This is a genomic window from Kitasatospora sp. GAS204B (assembly GCF_029892155.1).
GTDB lineage: Bacteria > Actinomycetota > Actinomycetes > Streptomycetales > Streptomycetaceae > Kitasatospora.
Window position 1 is genome coordinate 532,024 of sequence record NZ_JARZAG010000001.1, and the last position, 16,409, is coordinate 548,432.

The window sequence follows — 16,409 nt, forward strand, 5'->3', positions numbered from 1 at the left end:
CTCAGCCGCGTTCCGGCCAGGACCCCCCGACGGTACCGGAGGCGACCCCCAACTCGCCCAGCACTCCGGCCACATCAGGAACTTCGCGGACCCCGGACGGCAGCGCGGGCCGCCGCACGATCAGCACCGGCAGCCCCAACTCGCGCGCCACCGCCAGCTTCGGGGCGGTGGCCGCGCCGCCGCTGTCCTTGGTCACCAGCAGGTCGATCCGGTGCTCCCGGAAGAGGGCCCGCTCCTGCTCCGCACGGAACGGGCCGCGCTCCAGCAGCACGGTCAGCTCCGGCGGCAGCGGCGGGTCCGGCGGCTCCACCGAGCGGGCCACCAGGTGCACCCCGGTGACCTGGGCGAAGGCGGCCAGACCCAGGCGCCCGGTGGTCAGCAGCGCCCGCCGTCCCAGCGTCGGCAGTACGGTGGCGGCCTGCTCCAGCGAGTCGACCCGGTGCCACCGATCGCCCGGAACCGGCACCCAGCTGGGCCGACGCAGCGCGAGCAGGGGAACATGGACGGCGGCGGCCGCCTCGGCCGCGTTGCGGCTGATCACCTGGGCGAAGGGATGCGTGGCGTCGATGAGGGTGTGCACCTGCTGCTCGCGCAGCCAGTCGGCCAGGCCGGCCGGGCCACCGAAGCCGCCCACCCGCACCTCGCCCGGCGGCAGCCGCGGATTGCTCACCCGCCCGGCCAGCGAGCTGGTCACCCGCAGCCCGGGCAGCGGCACCAGCGCCGCCGCCAGTTGCCGGGCCTCGGTGGTGCCGCCGAGGATCAGGATGTGCCGCACGCGCGTTCCTTCCGGGAGGACGGGTGTCTGAGGCTACCGGCGGTCGGGCGGTGACCGGCGGTCGGGCCGGCCAACTCTCCAGCAGCGGCCTGCGCCCCGGCTGGACCACCGGCGCCTGCGCCACCGCCGCCACCACGGCCGCCTACACGGCGCTGCTCACCGGCGAGTTCCCCGACCCCGTGACGATCACCCTACCCAAGGGTCAGCAGCCCGCCTTCGCTCTGGCCGGCGAGGAGTTGACGGAGGGTCAGGTCGCCATGGCGGCCGTCGTCAAGGACGCCGGCGACGACCCGGACGTCACCCACGGCGCCGTGATCCGGGCCACCGTGCGGCACGGCGTGCCCGGCACCGGCGTGGTCTTCCGGGCCGGCCCGGGGGTCGGCACGGTGACCAAGCCGGGCCTGCCGCTGCCGGTGGGGGAGCCCGCGATCAACCCGGTGCCCCGGCAGCTGATGCGCGACGCGGTGGCGGGGGTGGCCGCCGCGCACGGGGGCGGCGGTGACGCTCCCGACGTCGAGATCGAGATCTCCATCGACAACGGCGCCGAGATCGCCCGCAGCACCTGGAACCCGCGGCTGGGCATCCTCGGCGGCCTCTCCGTCCTCGGCACCACCGGCATCGTGGTCCCGTACTCCTGCTCGGCCTGGATCGACTCGATCCGCCGCGGCATCGACGTGGCCCGCGCGGCCGGCCACACCCACGTCGCGGGCTGCACCGGCTCCACCTCCGAGCGGGTCGCGATGGCCGAGTACGGCCTGCCCGAGGACGCCCTGCTCGACATGGGCGACTTCGCCGGCGCCGTCCTCAAGTACCTGCGCCGCCACCCGGTCCCGCGCCTGACCATCGCGGGCGGCTTCGCCAAGCTCTCCAAGCTGGCCGCCGGCCACCTCGACCTGCACTCCGCCCGCTCCCAGGTCGACAAGGCCTTCCTCGCCGACCTGGCCCGAACCGGCGGTGCCGACCCCGAGCTGGTCACAGCGGTGGCCGCCGCCAACACCGGCCTGGAAGCAGTGCAGCGCTGCGGCGCGGCGGGCGTCCCGCTCGGCGACCTGGTGGCGGAGGCCGCCCGTGCCACGGCGCTGGGGGTGCTGCGCGAGGCGCCGGTGGCGGTGGACGTGATCTGCATCGACCGGGCGGGGGCGATCGTGGGGCGCTGTGAACCGCTGGCCAGCCGCTTGTAATTCGGTGGCGGCTCACCCAGCCGCCCTGGCAGGCCCGGTCCTGCGCCCGACCTGCGAAAACACTGCCTCCACAGGTCGGGCGGCGCGCCGCTTGACGTATGCCGATATCGGCATACGATGAAGTCATGGCGAGAGCTGCGACCACGACAGACGCGTTCAACGCCGTCGCCGAACCCCGGCGGCGCGAGATCCTCGACGCCCTGGCGGGTGGCGAGCGGTCCGTCACCGACTTGGTCGAGCAACTCGCCGTGGCGCAGCCGGTGGTGTCCAAACACCTGCGGGTGCTGCGCGAGGTCGGGCTCGTCCAGGTCCGCGACGAGGGCCGGCAGCGGATATACCGGCTCGAACCGGCGCCGCTGCGCGAGGTGTACGAGTGGGTCAAGGACTACGAGCGACTCTGGACCGAGCGCTTCGATCTCCTGGACGCGGTGCTCGAGGACCTCAAGGCGCAGCAGGCGGAGCCCGACCGCCACGGATCGCAACCAGCTGACGCGGAAACGACGGACAAGGAGCGCGAATCATGACTGCGACGAACGACCGGCGGGCGACCGTCACCACCCCCACCGACACCCAGATCCTGATCACGCGCGAGTTCGACGCGCCCCGGAACCTGCTGTACCGGGCCTTCACCACCCCGGAACTGCTGCGCCGCTGGTGGCATGCGAACCGCTGCGAGGTGCTCGGCATCGAGATGGACGTACGCGTCGGCGGCAGGTGGCGCTGGGAGGCGAAGGCGTTCAACGGCTACGAGTTCGCCTTCTACGGCGAGTACCGCGAGGTCGTCCCGGACGAGCGCCTGGTCAGCACGGAGACCTTCTCCGGCGTCCCGGACGCCCAGGCGGTCAACACCACGACGTTCGTGGAGAAGGATGGCGGGACCCACTTGGAGATCCTGGTCGAGCACCAGACCAAGGCGAACCGGGACGGGCACCTGGAATCCGGCATGGAGGACGGCCTGCAGGACGCGCTGACCCTGCTGGAGGAGCTGGTGCGCGAGCGGATCTGAGCCCGCGCGCGGCCTGCTGCACCACGGCGGTCCTGCGGCCGACTTCAGGCCCGGAGGGGTATGCCTGCCCAAGCGCATCAGGGTGTGCCAGCGCGCAGTCAGCGGGTAATGATGCAGCGGCGGGGGGGGGGGGGCGCGGGGGGGGGGGGGGGGGCCCCCCCCCCGCCGGGGGGGGGGGGGGGGGGGCGGCGGGGCCCCGGCGGGGGCCGCCCCCGCAGCGCCGTGTTACTGGGCCGGGGGGGGGGGGCCCCCCCGGGGGGGGGGGGCCCCCCCCCCCCCGCCGCTGCATTTTGTCCGTAGGGATCAGAGTTCCCCGGCGAGGATGCCCTTCTTGGCGGCCTCCCACTCGGCGGCGGTGAAGCGCAGGGCGGGGAGGTCGGGATTCTTGGAGTCGCGGACGGCCCGGCCGCCGCCGGGCAGGTCGGTGACCTCGACGCAGTCGTTCTCCCCAGCGCTGGCGGCGGACTTGCGCCAGACGGCGGTGGAGAGGTCGTGGGCGTAAAGCTCGGCCTTCGGTGCGTTCACGTGCGGGATTCCTCTTCCATTCGTGCGATCAGTGCGAGCGAGTCATCGGTCGACAGAGCAGCTGCGACGATCCGCTCGAAGGCGCCGGCGAACGTCTTGACGCCGTCGGCGTCCTCAACGTAAGACGCGCCGATCAGGTTCTCCAAGAGCACAACGTCAGGAACCGGTCCAGGGAAGCCGATCAGGCTGAACGGCCCTGCTGTTCCAGGGTGCGGGGTGGCGTTCAGCGGCATGACCTGGATTGTCACATCGGGCAGTTCGGCCGTGTCGAGCAGGCGCCGTAGTTGCTCGCGCATGGTGGCCGGCCGCACGTCCGAGCGGTACGCGCAGATGCTCAACGGCGACCGCACCACCGGCGCGCTCGGCCTCTGGGTCCACGTCTCCGCGCCACTGGGCCACGCAGGCCACGCGATCCGCTGGACGCTGGAGATCCGCGCCGCCAAGCCGGTGCGGGTCTACCCCGGCATGACCTTCGGAAAGCTGATCTTCCTTCAGACCTTCGGAGCCCCGGCCAGCTACCAGCAGTTGGGCCTCAAGTACACGGCCACCGACGGCATCGACATCTCCCGCCTCTACGAAGAGATCCCTGGAGGCACCCGATGACCCCCAGTCAGCCGCTGGTGGCCACCTGCCTCGATCTGCCCGCCGGCAGCCCCGGCGGCAGCGTCGAACTCTTCCGCGACCTCTACACCGGCGAGCACCCGCTCATCCCCGCGCGCGCCTTCATGCTCCAGCCCGCCGGGCGGCGGCCCGCCGTCCCGGTCGGACTCGAACTGCTCGCCGTCACCGGCAAGACACTGGAAGGCCCCGCCTTCCGGCGATACGTCGCCGCCCTCGGGCAGGCCCTCGCGCATGCCCTGGCCCCGGAACGGATCGGGGTGCTGCACCTGCAGCACCTGGCCTTCGGCGCCACCCCGGCCCTGATGCGGGCCCTGCCCCAGCACCCGCGAATCGCCCTGGTCCACGGCACCGACCTGCTGTTCGCCGAGATGCACCGCGACCAGCTGCGGGTCCTGCGCGAGACCGCCCGCCTCGCCGACGCGATCGTGGCGCCCACCACGGCCATGGCCGACCACCTGATCCGCCTCGCACCTCAGACCGACCAGCGCAAGATCCACCACATCCCATGGGGCATTCCCGACCACCTCCTCGACCGCCCGCCCACGCCGCCCAGACGGACCACGGCCAGCCATCTGCGGCTGCTGTACGCCGGTCGGCTCACCGCCGAGAAGGGCGGCCACACCCTCATCAAGGCGCTGGCCGCCGCCAAGGGGATCGAGCTGAGCATCGCTGCCCCCAGCGCGGAGTTCCACGCCTTGTCCCCGCTGATGCGCCGGGCCGGTATCCACGCCCGCTACCTCGGCTGGCTCTGCCGCCCGCAGCTGTGGAAGGCGTTCGCCGAACACGACGCGCTCGTCATGCCCTCCACCACCCTGGAAGCCATGGGCCTGGTCGCCCTCGAAGCCCAAGCCTGCGGCCTCCCCGTCCTCTACCAGCCAGTCCCGGGCCTGCGCGAAGCCCTCGGCGGCTCCGCCCTGGCCACCGCCTTCACCAACACCACCGGCCTCGCCCGCGACCTGGACCGGCTGCGGACCTCGCCCAGCCTCCTGGCTGCTCTACGGAACGCCGGGCGGGCGAATGCGGCCCGCTACCCGCTCAGCAACACCGCGGCCGCCCTGACCGACCTCGGCAAGCAGCTCACCTGACCGAGCCTCGCGCCGAAGCCCACCACGCCCCGGCCGGCTCACTACGCTGGTCGGGGCGGACGTTCAGAGCGAATCGGGGAGACGATGACACCCAGCACCGACCGCATCCACCAGCTCCTGGCGGACGGCGTCCGCGACCAGGTCTACCCCGGGGCCGTGTGGGCCGTCGGCGACGCAGCCGGAACCCGGGCCAGCGGCGCCGTCGGCGTCCTCGACCCCGCCAAGCCGGACGAACCGATGCTGCCGGACACCGTCTTCGACGTCGCCAGCCTCACCAAGATCCTCGCCGTGTGGTCCACCATCGGCTCCCTCCGGGAGGCGGGCCAACTCCCGCTCGACGAACCGCTCGGCGCGTACTGGCCCGAAGTGTCCGGACACCCGCTGAGCCAGGCCACCGCGCGGAACCTGCTGACCCACACGGCGGGAGTCCCGCTGCGGGCCCAACTGAAGAACCTCTACGGCACCGACCCGACCGCCATCCGGACGGGCGTGCTGCACGAGGCCCTGCACCGGCCGCCGGGCGAAGCCGTCGAGTACACCGACCGCGCCGCCCTCATCCTCGGGTACCTCGCTGAACACCTCTCCGGCCGGATGCTCGACCAACTCGCCGCCGAGCGGGTATGGCGGCCGCTCGGGATGGACGCCACCCGCTTCGGCCCGCTGCGCGCCGACCAGGTCGGCCGCAGTGCCCCGACCGAATTCGACCAAGGCACCGGCACCCATCTCCGAGGAACCGCCCACGACTTCTCCGCCCGCCTCCTCGGCGGCGTGTGCGGCATCGCCGGCACCTTCTCGACCGCCGCCGACCTCGCCCGCTTCCTGCGGTACATGCTCGACCCGGTCACCGCATCCGTGCGGCCCGGCTTCGGCCCCGCCTGGACTGAGGAATCCCTGACCGTACAGACCGGTCAGCTGGAACCCGTACGTGGCCTGTTCTGGCACCCCGCTCCCGGCACCGACCCGGCCGAGCACACATGGGTGCATTACGGCTTCACCGGCACTGGCATGTGGCTCTCGCCCAAGACGGGGACCTGGGCCATCCTGCTGACCAACAAGCTCTACTTCACGCGCGACCGCGAGCCGCTGACCGGCATCCGCAATTGCTTCCGTGAACTCGTCTTCAGCTGAACTCGGCTGCCTCCAGACCATGCCAATGTCCGAGTCCTTGTGGATTCTGCCGCTGTACACGCCGACTAGACGCCACAGCGGTGCGGATGCGGGACCGGATTGGACGTGCTGGTGCGGGCGGCGAACGTTCTGGTCGAGACACCTATTCAACGACGTTTCGTCGGCTCAACGCAGCGGCAGCTGGCAGGCCCGGTCCCGCTCCGCCGAGTACAGGTGGCTGTCCGGGAACTGCTCCGCGCCCAGCGTCCGCCCGACCAGGATCACCGCCGTGCGCACCACGCCCGCCGCCTTCACCTGCTCGGCGATGTCGGCCAGCGTCCCGCGCAGTACCAGCTCGTCGGGGCGGCTGGCCATCGCCACCACGGCTGCCGGGCAGTCGGCGCCGTAGTGCGGCAGCAGTTCGGCTACCACCCGGTCCACGTAGCGGGCCGCCAGGTGCAGCACCAGCAGGGCGCCGCTGCGGCCGAGAGTGGCCAGGTCCTCGCCCTCGGGCATGGGGGTGGCCTGCTGGGCGATGCGGGTCAGGATCACGGTCTGGCCGACCGTGGGTACGGTCAACTCCCGCTTCAGTGCTGCCGCTGCGGCCGCGAACGCCGGCACGCCCGGTACCACCTCGTACGGCACCCCGGCTGCGTCCAGGCGACGCATCTGCTCGGCCACCGCGCTGAACACCGACGGGTCGCCGGAGTGCAGCCGGGCCACGTCCTGACCGGCCTGCTGGGCGGCGACCAGCTCGGCGGTGATCTGGTCCAGGTTCAGCTGTGCGGTGTCCACCAGCCGTGCGTCCGGCGGGCATTCGGCCAGCAGCTCGACCGGTACCAGGCTGCCCGCGTAGAGGCAGACCCCGCAGCGCGCCAGGGTTCGCGCCCCGCGCACCGTGATCAGGTCGGCGGCGCCGGGGCCGGCGCCGATGAAGTAGACGGTCACTGGGCTTCTCCACCTTCGGACTTGACGACTGACCACTGCGTCACCGGCATCGCCTGCCGCCACCCGGTGAAGTTGCCGACCGGCACCGCGTGCGCCACCGCCAGGCGCAGCAGGTCGCCGCCGTGCCGGCGGTACCACTCGGTGAGCAGCGCCTCCGACTCCAGCGTCACCGTGTTGGCGACCAGCCGCCCGCCGACCGGCAGGGCTGCCCAGCAGGCTTCCAGCAGCCCGGGGGCGGTGAGCCCGCCGCCGATGAACACCGCGTCAGGGGTGGGAAGTTCGGCCAGCGCGGCAGGCGCGGCGCCGGTCACCACGCGCAGCCGGGGCACGCCGAGTGCGGCCGCGTTGCGTTCGATCCGCGCGGCGCGTACCGGGTCGCGCTCCACGCTGACGGCCTGGCAACTGGCGTGCGCGCGCAGCCATTCGATGGCGATGCTGCCGGAGCCGCCGCCCACGTCCCAGAGCAGCTCGCCGGGTGCGGGCGCCAGGCTGGCCAGGGTGGCGGCCCGGACATGACGCTTCGTCAGTTGTCCGTCGCTCTCGTAGAGTTCGTCGGCCAGGCCGGGGACGAGAGCGGGGCGCGGGACGCCGAGCGAGGCCCGGCAGGTCACGGCGACGAGGTTCAGCGGGTCGCCGGGCGGCTGCGTCCAGTCCTCGGCCGTCCCGCTCGCCCCGACCAGCTCGCCCGGCCCGCCCAACTGCTCCAGCACCCGCAGCTCGCTCGGCCCGTACCCGCGCTCGCGCAGCAGCGCCGCGACGACGGCGGGTGTCGAGGCGTCGGCGCTCAGCACCAGCAGCCGCCGCCCGTCGAAGAGCTCGCGCGCCAGTGTCGCCGGGTCGCGCCCGACCAGGCTGACCACCGTGGTCTCCTCCAGCGCCCAGCCGAGCCGCGCGCACGCGTAGGAGACCGAGGACGGATGCGGCAGCACCCGCAGCCGCCCGGCGCCCAGCTCCTCGGTGAGGGTGCGCCCGATCCCGTAGAACATCGGGTCCCCGCTGGCCAGCACCGCGACCCGCCGCTCGGCGAGGGAGGCGAAGAGCCCGGCCACGGCGGGGCGTAGCGGCGAGGGCCAGGCGACCCGCTCGGCCGCCAGCTCGGTGGGCAACAAGGCCAGCTGCCGACCGCCGCCGACCACCACCTCGGCCGCCCGCAGCGCCTGCCGGGCCACCGCCGAGAGCCCGTCCCAGCCGTCCGCGCCAACCCCCACGACGGTGACCAACGCGCTGCTCAACGGGGTCTCCTCCCAGCTCCGGACGGGTGCACCGGGGCAGCCTACCGGGCGGTCGGCGGGCCGCCCCGGCCGGTGGGTAGGCTGGGGCGCATGCCGACGACTGCTGTTCTGCCACCTCCCGCCGCCTGAGCGGGCGGCGAAGCGACTGAAGACCTGAGCCCGGGGTGCGACCCCAGGGCGGTCGGTGCTGCCCGCGGACGGGATCACGCGACCAGTTCACGTCTTCGGTGGGAGAACACCCGTGTCCGCAACTCCATCCCCCCTGTCCGCAGGGCGGGGTCTGCTCTACCTGCTGCTCTCGGCCGCCTCCTGGGGAACCGCCGGTGCTGGGGCCGCACTGCTCTACGGCCCCAGCGGTCTCGGTCCGGTGGCACTCACCTTCTGGCGCTCGGCCGGCGGCGCCGCGCTGCTGCTGCTCCTGCGCCTGGTCCGGCGCAGGCCGGCCGAGCCGGTCAGGCCGGTCGATCTCGCCGTCAACGGCATCGGCCTGACGCTCTTTCAGATCGCCTACTTCGAGGCCGTGCACGGCACGGGACTCGCCGTCGCCACCGTGGTCACGCTCGGCGTGGCCCCCGTCCTGGTGGCCCTCGGGGCCGGGCTGCTGCTGCGCGAACGCCTCGGCGGCGCGGGTGCGGTGGCGGTGCTCGGGGCGCTGAGCGGTCTCGCGGTGCTGATCCTGGGCGGCTCCGCCGGGGCGCCGGTGCGCACCGGCGGGGTGCTCTGGGCGCTGGTCTCGGGGGCGGGCTACGCCTGCATCACCCTCTACGGCCGCTACACCGCTGCTCGCCCGGGCCCGCGCGCCGACGCGCTGACCACCACCCTGCACTCCTTCGTGATCTGCGCGCTGCTGCTGCTCCCGTTCGGGCTCGCCGAGGGCCTGTGGCCGAGCGCGCACGGCCTGGGGCGGACGGCGGGGGTGCTGCTCTACCTGGCCGCCGTGCCCACCGCGTTCGGCTATGCGCTCTACTTCACCGGCGTCGTCGCGGTGCGGGCCACCACCGCCGCCGTGACCGCGCTGGTCGAGCCGCTCAGCGCCACCGTGCTGGCCCTCACGCTGTTCGGCGAGCGGCTGGCCCCGGCCACCCTCGCCGGTGCCGCGCTGCTGTTGCTCTCGGTCACCGCGCTGGCGGTGGCCGAGACCCGGCAGGCCGTCGCCGTCAGAGCGCGACGATCCCCTCGCCGCCCATGCCGTCCGGCACGGTGACCGAGCCCACCCGGGTCAGCCCGCCGTCCGCGTGCACCCGGAACTCGTCCACCACGCCCTGGCCGCCGGTCTGCACGTAGAGGTAGCGGCCGTCACCGGCCACGGCGGCGTCCACCGTGCCCGGGTCGGTGGCGGTGTTGCCGAGCGCGGTCAGCGTGCCGTGCTCGTCCGCACGGAAGCCCGACAGGCTCGCGCTGCCCGCGTTGGAGGCGTACACCTTGTCCCCGGCGCCGACCAGCCAGCAGGTCCCCGCCTGGCCGGTGGGCACCTGGCCGAGCGCGGTCAGCCTGCCGTCGTGGCCCACCGTGTAGGAGGCGACCGTCTCCGGGCCGACCTCGGTGACCAGCAGGCGGCCGTGGGCGTCGAAGACGAAGCCGAACGGCACCGCGCCCGGTTCGGCGTTCACCACCGGCGCGGCCGCCGGGGCGCCGTCGTGCCCGAGCGGGAAGACGTCGATGCTCTGGCCGCCCGCCTTGGTGGTGACCACCAGGTCGCGGCCGTCCGGGGTCACCGCGAGCTGCCCCGGGGTGTGGGTGAACTGCGGTGTGGCGGCCGGGTCCAGGCCCAGCGACCGGTGCCAGCCGGCTATCGCGCGCAGTTGCCCGCCGACCCGCTCGAAGCCCTGCACGGAGCCGCCGCCCAGCGCGTCGAGCACGTAGACCTGGTCGCCGTGCAGGGCGACGCCGGCCGGGAAGCTGCCGCCGGCGTCGATCACCTGGGTGCGGGTCAGCCGGTCGCCGTGCACCGCGAAGACGGTCACCGTGTCGCTGCCCGCGTTGACGGCGTAGAGCAGGTGGTGGCGCGCGTCGTAGGCCAGCGAGCCCTGGGAGGCGAGGTGGTCGGCCGCGGAACCCTGCAGCACGCCGCCCTTGCCGCCGGTGGGGTAGACCCCGGTCTGGTGCAGGCTGCCGTCCCAGCCGCGGGCGTAGGCGACCACGGTGTTGCCGCCGGGCGCGTCGCTCTGGACGAAGACCGGTGCGCCGGAGGCGGCCGAGGCCGATCCGGCGGCCAGCGTCAGGCCGGCGAGCGCGAAGCCGGCCGCGGCGGCCAGGGCCGTGACGGAACGCAGAACGGAAGAACGCATGGCGGTTTCTCCTCGGGGAGGTCCGGAACTCGGTGACCACCACGCTAGGCGCCGATGCGACGTGAATTGGCCTTCCAGTCCGCTCCGTTCGCGGCTCGTAAGAAGTCCGCCGACGTGATCCAATGGCTCGGAGCGAACGGAGACGATCATGGACCTGACCATCGAGGGCCCTGACGGGCTGCTGCTGCGCCCCTGGGCGGAGCAGGACGCCGAGCCGCTGCTCGCGGTTGCCGACGATCCCGAGTTCCGCGCCCGGCTGATGAACCTGACGATTCGTCATCGAGCGGACGCGGAGCGCTGGTTGTTGGCGCAGCAGGCGGGGTGGGAGGCCGGTGTGCGGTTCGGGTTCGCGGTACTGGCGGGTGACCGGCTCGCCGGGCAGGTGGTGCTCAAGCACCCCGATCCCGCCTCGACCACGGCCGAGGTCGGCTACTGGACGGCCGCCGCAGCGCGTGGTCAGGGTGTGGCGCCGCGCGCCGTGGAGCTGCTCACCGGTTGGGCGTTCGACGCTCGCGGCCTGCGGCGGCTGGAGCTCTATCACGCCGTCGACAATCCAGCCTCCTGCCGGGTGGCGCAGAAAGCGGGGTACGGGCTGGTGGCCGAACTCCCGCCCCAGGGGAAGTGGCCGACACCGGGGCACCTGCACGTGCGGGAGGGCTGAGACCACGGTGGCCGGGCTCGCGAGCCCGGCCACCGCCGTTCGCCGTGCCGGCCACTACGGCTTCCAGTAGTCCCCGGCCATCACGAGGTACACCAGGGTCTTGATGGTCTCGCCGTAGTACCCGTCACCGAACGGGTTGCTGCCCAGCTGCTTCCAGATCGCGTCGGTCCACGCCTGGTCGCCCGCCGCCATCGCCGCCGGGCCGACCGAGTCGCCGGCCTCCTCGGCCTGGTCGCTGGTGCTGTAGGGGGTGCAGTTGAGCTTGGTGTGCGGGTAGACCTTCTGCGGGTTGCCGCCCGACTCGCCCTTCAGACAGGCGGATTCGAGCTTGGCGGTGCGCAGTGAGACGGCCGCCGTGCTGCCGCCGTAGAGCAGCGCGTCGGTGCCCAGGTGCCAGGGCACCCGGATCGAGTTGTAGCCGACGATGTTGTCCGGCTGGTTCTCCTGGTAGTTGGCGGGCGCTGGCTTCGGGCTGCTGGTGTTGGCGTTGACCACGAAGTCGGAGAGCAGGCCGCCGCTGGGGGAGTACGACTTGGTGAACGAGCCGATCACCGCCTCGGTGCGCTGGACCACCTTGTTCCAGTCGTGCGCGGTGTCGTAGGCCGCGAAGGCGCGCAGGTGGTCGAGCATCATGTCGGACGGGCGGGTGTCGGTGTTCGGACCGTCGTCCTCGCACTTCAAGTGCCCGTCGGGCGCCACGTCGTGGGCGTAGAAGGAGGCCAGCCAGGCCTTGGCGTCCGCGCTGTAACCGCCCCACTGCTGGTCGGCCAGGATCAGGCCGTAGCCGATGTCCAGGTCGCCGTCGGTGGCGGCGTCGGGCGTGCCGCCGCTGTAGTACTTGCAGGTCTTGCCGTCCAACTGCCACTGCATCAGGCCCCACTGGTCCTTGTGGTCCTTGACCAGCTGCCAGAGGCCGTTGAACTCGGTCTGCGCGTTGGGGTCGTAGCCGGCCATCAGCGGCACGATGTTCATGCCGTAGCCCTGGCCCTCGGAGACCGGGCCGTTGTTGCTGGCGTCGCCGTCGCCCTTGGTGGAGACGTAGTACTCGTTGCTCGCGCAACCGTGGTGCAGGTAGCCGGCCTTCCAGGAGTCGTACTGCTTGCGCACGGCGGCGTCGCGGGTGGCCTGCGAGGCCGAGGGCATGACGCCGACCTGGTAGCTGGTGTGGGTGGGGAACGGGTGCGCGGTGCTCGCGGCCCCGGCGGGGGCGGCGCCGGCCAGGCCGAGGCCGAGCGCGGCGGTGGCCAGCGCGGTGGAGGCGGCGAGCAGCGACCGCGCGGGGGCGATCGGGAACTGACGTGCCATCAGGGAACTCCTCGTTGGGGGATGAGAAGCAGATGAGGGAAAGTTAGGAAAGCTTCTTTATCAATCCGGTCCATGTCAATACCCGCGGGTCACTTGACTCACGGTCAACCGGGCCTCGGCGGCTCAGCGCGGTGGCCACCGTGAAAGTCTGGGCAGGTTGGCCGGCGGACGAACCGCCTGGCACGGCGCGGACGGGAGCGGGCATGGCGGAGCATCTGGTGGTCATCGGTGGGGACGCGGCCGGCATGTCCGCCGCCTCGCAGGCCCGGCGGCGGCGCGGCGCCGAGGAGTTGCGGATCACCGCCTTCGAGCGCGGCTCGATCACCTCGTACTCGGCCTGCGGCATCCCGTACTGGGTCGGCGGCGAGGTGGCCCGGGCCGAGCAGCTGATCGCCCGCACGCCCGAGCAGCACCGCGCCCACGGCATCGACCTGCGGCTGCGCACCGAGGTCACCGAACTGGACCCGGCCGGGCGCCGGGTGCGCAGCCGGGACCTGGCGAGCGGCGCCGAGGCGTGGACGGAGTACGACCAGCTGGTCATCGCCACCGGCGCCGAGCCGGTCCGCCCCGCGCTGCCGGGGTTCCACGCCCCGGGAGTGCACACCGTGCACACGATCCCGGAGGGGCAGGCGCTGCTCGACACGCTGGCGGCGCTCGCCCCGAGTGAAGGTGCGGGCGAAGGCGGGAGCGGGGGCGAGGATGCCGAGCGGCGCCGGGCCGTGGTGGTCGGCGGCGGCTACATCGGTGTCGAGATGGCCGAGGCGATGCTGCGGCGCGGCTACCGGGTCACCCTGGTGCACCGCACGCCCGAGCCGATGCCCGGCCTGGACCCCGACCTGGGCGCGCTGGTCCGGCGGACGATGACCGAGCTCGGCATCGAGGTGGTCCCCGGCGCGGCCGCGACCGAGGTGCTGCTGGGCCCGGACGGGCGGCCACGCGCGGTGCGCAGCACGGCCGGCGAGCACCCGGCCGACGTGGTGGTGCTCGGCCTCGGGGTGCGCCCGCGCACCGCGCTGGCCCGTGCCGCGGGCCTGCCGCTCGGCCCGCAGGGCGGCCTGCGCACCGACGACCGGATGCGGGTGCTGGACGCCGACGGCGAGCCGATCCCCGGGCTCTGGGCCGGCGGGGACTGCGTGGAGGTGCGGCACCTGGTCTCCGGGCGGCACCAGCACATCGCGCTGGGCACCCACGCCAACAAGCACGGCCTGGTGATCGGCAGCAACCTCGGCGGCGAGGACGCGAGCTTCCCCGGGGTGGTGGGCACCGCGATCACCGGGATCTGCGAGCTGGAGATCGCCAGGACCGGGTTGAACGAGCGCGAGGCGACGGCGGCCGGCCTGGACTGGACCGCCGTCGTGATCGAGTCGACCGCGCGGGCGGGCTACTACCCGGGCGCGGCGCAGCTGACCGTCAAGCTGCTGGCCGAGCGCGGCAGCGGGCGGCTGCTCGGCCTGCAGATCGTCGGTGGGGCGGGCGCGGCGAAGCGGATCGACATCGCCGCGGTGGCGCTGAGCTGTCGACTGACGGTGCGTGAGCTGATCTTCCAGGACCTGGCCTACGCACCGCCGTTCTCCCCGGTCTGGGACCCGGTCCTGGTGGCCGCGCGGAAGGCGGCCACGCAGATCTGATAGGCGGTGCAGGCGAACTGACTGGACGTCAGTTCGTGTACACCGAGGGGCTGCCGGCCTGGCTGGTGTCCTGCACCGGGCCGTAGGAGGCGGTGAAGTAGCCGGCGGCGAAGCAGGTGGCGGGGCCGCTGCTCTTACTGAAGCTCTGGTTGCTGAAGCTGATGGTCTGCGCGGTGTTGTCGGTGGCGCCCGAGAGGCTGGTGGGGCTGGCCTGGTAGGTGCAGGTGACACTGCCGAGCAGGGTGCGCAGCTTGATCGTGGTCTGGATCGGCCCCGCGGTGCCCGGGCTGAGCGTGACCGGGTTGCCGGTGCCGTCACCGACGTTGTTGGTGTAGGTCAGGTTGTTGACGGTGACGCTGTTGACACCCGTGACACCGGGGATGTTGACGGCGCTGCAGCCGCTGAACGTCTGGCTGTTCAGCGTCTCCACGGCGGTGCCGGGCGCGGCCGGGTTGCTGACCACGGTGGCGCTGAAGGAGGAGGACGAACAGCTCACGCCGGTGCCGCCGGCGGCGGTGGAGTAGAGGGTGGCGGCGGTGCCGCTCTGCAGCGCGGCGGTGAGCACGTCGCCGGTGGCCACCGTGCTGCCGCCCGCGCTGCCGTAGGTCAGCACGCTGGAGGAGGCGGAGGCGGGCATGGCGGTCAGGGCGGCGAGTGCGGCGGCGGCCGTGGCCGCGCCGAGGTAGAGACGCTTTCGCACAGGGTTCCTCGTTTTCTGGTGGGGGAGGACGTGCGCGCGGTGGGGGCGCGCACGGGTCTGGTGGGCGGCGGGTGACCCGGTGGTGGCTGGGTCCTGTCGTCAAACCCCCTTCTGCTCGGCGACGAAGGGGGTTTGACGACAGGACCCAGGGCGCTCAGTGGTGGGCGGCGGCGCTCGGCGGTTGCCCGGCGGAGGCGCCGAGCGAGGCGGTCAGGTCGCTCAGGCTGCTGTCCAGGGCGAGCGAGGTGTCGGTCTGCTGGAAGCTGACCGAGCCCTTGCCTGCGCCGGACGGGATGCCCATCGTCCAGTCGATGATCGGGTCCAGGATGCCGCCGAGCCCGCAGCCGGAGGCGCCGGGCACGCTGAAGGTGTTGTCCACCAGCGTGGCGCCGGTGAACGCGGCGATCAGCGCGTTGTGCCCGTTCGGGTCGTTGTTGACGGCGATGGTGCCCGGGTTGCCGGTCATCGGCTGGGCGGGCGCCGGCGGGTTGGTGGTGCCGGTGGTCGGCTGCAGCATGATCGGCGAGCTGTCGGAGCCGATGTAGCAGTCGTCGCCGAAGAAGGTGTTGGACAGGTGGAGTTTGACCGGCAGCTTGAAGACCGGGTACGACTCGCCGGCCGCCAGCGGGGTGAACTCGGTGACCGGGCCCGCGAGTTCGACCTGGGCGAAGATACTGGTGAGGCCCGGAAGGAAGTTGATGATCCCGGGGATGGCGATCTGGGCCGGCTGGGCGGTCAACAACTGGCCGCCGCTGGGGGCCACCGTCGCGTACTGGTTGGCGGTGCTGCCGTCGGGGAAGGTGACAACCGGGGCGGACTTGTCCCAGTAGACCCCGAACTGCAGCTTGATCGGCGAGGTGAGGGGCACTGTCGTGGACCCGATGGTGAAGCTTCCGGCATTGGTGACCGAGACCACGCAGCCGACCTGGAGGTCGCCGGGGTCGGTCATCGCGGGCGCGCTGACCGGGCAGTCGCCCATGCCGGTGTACGGGCCACCGGGGGTGGTGGTCGGGGCAGCCTGGGCGGGCGTGCCGGCGGCCAGCAGCGTGGCGGCCGCAGCGAGCGCAAGCACGGGCAGAAGTCGCCTGCTGGGAGCAGGAGTTCGAGACTGCGAGGGTCGGGGCGGCACGGTTCGGGGCAAGGTGGGACTCCTCGTGACACGGGCGGGTGAACGGGAGTGCGGGCGTGGCCGGGGCCGGGTGCTGCCGGACCGCTCGGCGCCACGAGCGGTCCGGCGCCCTGGCTCGCCGGAACCGGGAGGGCCGGCCCGGCGGCTGCCACCGCCGATCACCGATGCCCATGGAGAGCGGGGCCCGCCGGCCGGTCGAGCCCCGGACGGCGCCAGGC

Annotated in this window: 17 protein-coding genes and 1 pseudogene; 9 read left to right on the forward strand and 9 right to left on the reverse strand. The window is 73.1% G+C overall.

Annotated features, from left to right (window positions below; translation table 11 throughout):
• Window position 1: 1 nt before the first annotated feature.
• Complete coding sequence (locus P3T41_RS02530) at window positions 2-775, reverse strand: cobalt-precorrin-6A reductase (RefSeq protein WP_280687268.1); 774 nt, start codon at window positions 773-775, stop codon at window positions 2-4.
• A gap of 23 nt (window positions 776-798) precedes the next feature.
• Here P3T41_RS02530 and P3T41_RS02535 point away from each other — a divergent pair, with 23 nt between their 5' ends.
• From P3T41_RS02535 to P3T41_RS02545, 3 genes are all read left to right on the forward strand, one after another.
• Window positions 799-1,956, forward strand: coding sequence for a cobalt-precorrin-5B (C(1))-methyltransferase (locus P3T41_RS02535; RefSeq protein WP_280687269.1), 1,158 nt, complete (start codon window positions 799-801; stop codon window positions 1,954-1,956).
• 125 nt (window positions 1,957-2,081) lie between these two features.
• Window positions 2,082-2,480, forward strand: a complete 399-nt coding sequence (locus tag P3T41_RS02540) for a metalloregulator ArsR/SmtB family transcription factor (protein ID WP_280687270.1) — start codon at window positions 2,082-2,084, stop codon at window positions 2,478-2,480.
• Entirely contained in the window at window positions 2,477-2,962 is a 486-nt protein-coding gene (locus P3T41_RS02545) for an SRPBCC family protein (protein ID WP_280687271.1), read from the forward strand. Before P3T41_RS02540 ends, P3T41_RS02545 begins: the two co-directional genes overlap by 4 nt.
• Window positions 2,963-3,265: 303 nt before the next feature.
• Here the strand turns inward: P3T41_RS02545 and P3T41_RS02550 are convergent, their stop codons facing one another.
• Window positions 3,266-3,487 (reverse strand): DUF397 domain-containing protein, encoded by a 222-nt coding sequence (locus P3T41_RS02550; RefSeq protein WP_280687272.1) that lies wholly within the window; start codon window positions 3,485-3,487, stop codon window positions 3,266-3,268.
• Window positions 3,484-3,798: a DUF5753 domain-containing protein gene (locus P3T41_RS02555; protein WP_348533618.1), complete on the reverse strand. Its 315-nt coding sequence runs from the start codon at window positions 3,796-3,798 to the stop codon at window positions 3,484-3,486. Before P3T41_RS02555 ends, P3T41_RS02550 begins: the two co-directional genes overlap by 4 nt.
• A 1-nt stretch (window position 3,799) precedes the next feature.
• On the opposite strand from P3T41_RS02555, the pseudogene P3T41_RS02560 reads away from it, so the two are divergent.
• The 3 genes and pseudogenes from P3T41_RS02560 to P3T41_RS02570 all read left to right on the forward strand — a co-directional run.
• A pseudogene (locus P3T41_RS02560) lies at window positions 3,800-4,090 on the forward strand (deoxycytidine triphosphate deaminase); the annotation flags it as partial.
• Window positions 4,087-5,193 carry a glycosyltransferase family 4 protein gene (locus P3T41_RS02565; RefSeq protein ID WP_280687273.1) on the forward strand — a complete coding sequence of 369 codons (1,107 nt, stop codon included), beginning with the start codon at window positions 4,087-4,089 and terminating at the stop codon, window positions 5,191-5,193. The pseudogene P3T41_RS02560 and the gene P3T41_RS02565, both read left to right, overlap by 4 nt.
• Window positions 5,194-5,277: 84 nt before the next feature.
• Complete coding sequence (locus P3T41_RS02570) at window positions 5,278-6,321, forward strand: serine hydrolase domain-containing protein (protein WP_280687274.1); 1,044 nt, start codon at window positions 5,278-5,280, stop codon at window positions 6,319-6,321.
• Window positions 6,322-6,486: 165 nt separating this feature from the next.
• Here P3T41_RS02570 and cobM read toward each other — a convergent pair whose 3' ends face one another.
• A complete protein-coding gene (gene cobM / locus P3T41_RS02575) occupies window positions 6,487-7,248 on the reverse strand; it encodes a precorrin-4 C(11)-methyltransferase (protein ID WP_280687275.1) in 762 nt (253 codons plus the stop codon).
• Complete coding sequence (cbiE, locus tag P3T41_RS02580; protein WP_280687276.1) at window positions 7,245-8,480, reverse strand: precorrin-6y C5,15-methyltransferase (decarboxylating) subunit CbiE; 1,236 nt, start codon at window positions 8,478-8,480, stop codon at window positions 7,245-7,247. Before cbiE ends, cobM begins: the two co-directional genes overlap by 4 nt.
• A gap of 241 nt (window positions 8,481-8,721) precedes the next feature.
• On the opposite strand from cbiE, the gene P3T41_RS02585 reads away from it, so the two are divergent.
• On the forward strand, window positions 8,722-9,684 hold the full coding sequence (locus P3T41_RS02585; RefSeq protein WP_280687277.1) for an EamA family transporter: 963 nt from the start codon (window positions 8,722-8,724) through the stop codon (window positions 9,682-9,684).
• On the opposite strand, the gene P3T41_RS02590 is transcribed toward P3T41_RS02585, so the two are convergent.
• Window positions 9,638-10,768, reverse strand: coding sequence for a beta-propeller fold lactonase family protein (locus P3T41_RS02590; RefSeq protein WP_280687278.1), 1,131 nt, complete (start codon window positions 10,766-10,768; stop codon window positions 9,638-9,640). The two genes, P3T41_RS02585 and P3T41_RS02590, sit on opposite strands and share 47 nt — an antisense overlap.
• Before the next feature lie 148 nt (window positions 10,769-10,916).
• On the opposite strand from P3T41_RS02590, the gene P3T41_RS02595 reads away from it, so the two are divergent.
• Window positions 10,917-11,429: a GNAT family N-acetyltransferase gene (locus P3T41_RS02595; RefSeq protein ID WP_280687279.1), complete on the forward strand. Its 513-nt coding sequence runs from the start codon at window positions 10,917-10,919 to the stop codon at window positions 11,427-11,429.
• Window positions 11,430-11,483: 54 nt separating this feature from the next.
• Here the strand turns inward: P3T41_RS02595 and P3T41_RS02600 are convergent, their stop codons facing one another.
• Window positions 11,484-12,734, reverse strand: coding sequence for a glycosyl hydrolase family 8 (locus tag P3T41_RS02600; RefSeq protein WP_280687280.1), 1,251 nt, complete (start codon window positions 12,732-12,734; stop codon window positions 11,484-11,486).
• 203 nt (window positions 12,735-12,937) lie between these two features.
• On the opposite strand from P3T41_RS02600, the gene P3T41_RS02605 reads away from it, so the two are divergent.
• Window positions 12,938-14,362 carry an FAD-dependent oxidoreductase gene (locus P3T41_RS02605; protein WP_280687281.1) on the forward strand — a complete coding sequence of 475 codons (1,425 nt, stop codon included), beginning with the start codon at window positions 12,938-12,940 and terminating at the stop codon, window positions 14,360-14,362.
• Between the two features lie 28 nt (window positions 14,363-14,390).
• Here the strand turns inward: P3T41_RS02605 and P3T41_RS02610 are convergent, their stop codons facing one another.
• Both P3T41_RS02610 and P3T41_RS02615 read right to left on the reverse strand, forming a co-directional pair.
• Complete coding sequence (locus P3T41_RS02610; protein ID WP_280687282.1) at window positions 14,391-15,062, reverse strand: Tat pathway signal sequence domain protein; 672 nt, start codon at window positions 15,060-15,062, stop codon at window positions 14,391-14,393.
• A gap of 154 nt (window positions 15,063-15,216) precedes the next feature.
• The gene (locus P3T41_RS02615; RefSeq protein WP_280687283.1) at window positions 15,217-16,134 is read right to left on the reverse strand and encodes a hypothetical protein; all 918 of its coding nucleotides are present in this window, start codon (window positions 16,132-16,134) and stop codon (window positions 15,217-15,219) included.
• Window positions 16,135-16,409: the final 275 nt, after the last annotated feature.

What these genes read in the sequence shown, in the direction of transcription:
- P3T41_RS02540 (WP_280687270.1), top strand. Translation starts at nt 2,082, where the DNA reads ATGGCGAGAGCTGCGACCACGACAGACGCGTTCAACGCCGTCGCCGAA.
- P3T41_RS02545 (WP_280687271.1), top strand. Translation starts at nt 2,477, where the DNA reads ATGACTGCGACGAACGACCGGCGGGCGACCGTCACCACCCCCACCGAC.
- P3T41_RS02565 (WP_280687273.1), top strand. Translation starts at nt 4,087, where the DNA reads ATGACCCCCAGTCAGCCGCTGGTGGCCACCTGCCTCGATCTGCCCGCC.
- P3T41_RS02570 (WP_280687274.1), top strand. Translation starts at nt 5,278, where the DNA reads ATGACACCCAGCACCGACCGCATCCACCAGCTCCTGGCGGACGGCGTC.
- P3T41_RS02590 (WP_280687278.1), bottom strand. Translation starts at nt 10,768, where the DNA reads ATGCGTTCTTCCGTTCTGCGTTCCGTCACGGCCCTGGCCGCCGCGGCC.
- P3T41_RS02595 (WP_280687279.1), top strand. Translation starts at nt 10,917, where the DNA reads ATGGACCTGACCATCGAGGGCCCTGACGGGCTGCTGCTGCGCCCCTGG.
- P3T41_RS02600 (WP_280687280.1), bottom strand. Translation starts at nt 12,734, where the DNA reads ATGGCACGTCAGTTCCCGATCGCCCCCGCGCGGTCGCTGCTCGCCGCC.
- P3T41_RS02605 (WP_280687281.1), top strand. Translation starts at nt 12,938, where the DNA reads ATGGCGGAGCATCTGGTGGTCATCGGTGGGGACGCGGCCGGCATGTCC.